Origin of the sequence: Mesorhizobium sp. M5C.F.Cr.IN.023.01.1.1 (genome assembly GCF_003997585.1) — a bacterium.
In the GTDB taxonomy this organism is placed as follows: domain Bacteria; phylum Pseudomonadota; class Alphaproteobacteria; order Rhizobiales; family Rhizobiaceae; genus Mesorhizobium; species Mesorhizobium wenxiniae.
Map to the genome: position 1 here is coordinate 1 of NZ_RZSU01000220.1, position 2189 is coordinate 2189.

Annotated in this window: 2 protein-coding genes; both read left to right on the forward strand. The window is 66.2% G+C overall.

The features are described 5' to 3' along the window. The coding region (locus EOA78_RS35360) for a ParB N-terminal domain-containing protein (protein ID WP_127320330.1) at positions 1-1597 on the forward strand (1597 nt) is incomplete at its 5' end. Positions 1598-1687: 90 nt separating this feature from the next. Continuing rightward, positions 1688-2158: a hypothetical protein gene (locus EOA78_RS35365; protein WP_127320332.1), complete on the forward strand. Its 471-nt coding sequence runs from the start codon at positions 1688-1690 to the stop codon at positions 2156-2158. Positions 2159-2189: the final 31 nt, after the last annotated feature.

Sequence of the window (2189 nt, forward strand, 5' to 3'; positions counted from 1 at the left end):
CCTGGCGACGATCCGTGCCGTCGGCATCGTGCAGCCACCCGTCGTCGCGCCGGAAACCGAAGGCGGTAATGGCTATGTCATCGATGCCGGACATCGCCGCGTGAAGCAGGCGATCGCCGCCGGTCTGGAAGAGATTGCCGTGCTGGTGCTCGAGCGTGCCGAAGATGGCGGGGCAATGCGGTCGCTGGCCGAGACGCTGGCGCACGAACAGCTCAATCCCGTCGATCAGTGGCGTGCGATCGAGCGCCTCGTCGCGCTCGGCTGGACCGAGGAAGCGATTGCAGTCGCTCTCGCTCTTCCCGTGCGCCAAATCAGGAAGCTGCGTCTGCTCGCCAATGTGCTGCCCCCCATGCTCGACCAGATGGCCAAGGGCGACATGCCGAACGAGAGCCAGCTGCGCACGATCGCTTCCGCCTCGATCGAGGAGCAGAAGGAGGTCTGGAAGAAGCACAAGCCGTCCAAGGCCGACCCGCAGGTCTCGTGGTGGAGCGTGGCGCAGGGGCTGACCAGGACCCGAATGTATGCCCGCGATGCGAGCTTCGGCGACGACCTGGCGCAGGCCTATGGCATCGCCTGGGTCGAGGACCTGTTCGCGCCGGCTGACGAGGACAGCCGCTACACCACCGACGTCGAGGCCTTCCTCGGCGCTCAGCAGGAGTGGATGGCAAACAACCTGCCGAAGAAGGGAACAATCGTCGAGGCGGGCCAGTGGGGCGAGCCGAAACTGCCGCCCAAGGCAGAGCGTGTCTACGGCAAGCCCGCAAAGTCCGATTGCACGGCGATGTATCTCGACCGCGACGGCAAGGTGCAGTCGGTGCACTATCGCATGCCCGAGGCGAAGAAGGGCAAGGGCAAGGACGCGGCCGCTTCGAACAGCCCGGTCGATGATGCTGGCGCGGTGTCGACGCCTCGCCCCGATGTGACGCGCAAGGGCGTCGAGATGATCGGCGACTACCGCACCGACGCGCTGCACGAGGCGCTCGGCCGTGCGCCGATCGAGGACGACATGCTGATCGCGTTGCTCGTGCTCGCGCTCGCCGCCCGCAACATCTCGATCCAGTCTGGCGCCTCCGACGACGTCTACGGCTATGCCCGGATGGATCGCCATGCCGTGCGGCTCGTCGACGAGGACGGCAAACTTGCCCATGACATGGAGACGCTGCGCAGCGCGGCGCGTTCCGCGCTGATCGACGCTCTGTCAACCCGGGAAAACCGCACCGACAGCGGCATCGTGGCGCGCATTGCCGGCGCCGCGATCGGCGCGGACAACTTCCTGCCGAACATGGGAACGGAGGACTTCCTCTCGTGCCTCTCCCGCCCGGCGCTGGAGGCCTCGTGCAAGGACACGCCGGTCCTGCCGCGCGCTCGCGTGAAGGACACACGCGCCGCGCTCGTTGAGCACTTCAGGGAAGGGCATTTCGTGCATCCTTCCGCATTGTTCGCGCCGGACAGGGCCAGGCTCTCATCCTGGCTGACCAGCAACGCCGCGAGCGGCGAAGACGATCCCGACGATCAGGTCGAGGAGCCGGAAGCCGGTGACAATGCCGGCGGCGGTGAGCTCGCGGACGAAGAGCCCTTCCGCGAGGCCGCCGAGTAGCAAGCCGGCATCTTTATTCCGATTGCCATCCCGCCGCCGGCTCATTCCGGCGGCGGTCCTGTTTCAACAACCAGCACACGGAGGACATGAATGTCCGCGCATCGCATCTTTCAGGCACCAATCGGTTCGCTCATCGCATGGACCGACGACACGCCGCGGCCGCCGGAACGGCACCGCAGGAAGCTGTCTCAATGGCAGACCAGCAACAGCAAGGGTCGCCTGATCCGAAAGCAGGGCGAACGGGTCGGCAGCATCAGCCTGCCGGCGAGCTTCACGCTGCATGAGGCCGATTACGGTTCCGGCGGTGTCATCGCCATCCGCGTTCATCGCACATTCTCAGCTGATTCCCGGCTGCGCTTCACCGTTCTCGAACGCCCGGCCATCGGCGCGGTCCGCGTGTTCGACAGGCCCGGCGAGGACGCCGAGCTGGTCTATCTCGCCAGCGATTGCGCCGATGCCGAGGCATGGCTGACGCGGCACGGCTATCCAAACGCCGTGCTGGATGAGGTCACGGCGGACGAGATTGCGGCAGATCATGTCGAGGGGAGGGCCGTGGCATGAGCGCGTCCGATCCTTCATCCGAGAACCAAGG

Bases quoted from the DNA above. Each gene is read 5' to 3' on its own strand.
- EOA78_RS35365 (WP_127320332.1), top strand. From the start codon at position 1,688: ATGTCCGCGCATCGCATCTTTCAGGCACCAATCGGTTCGCTCATCGCA.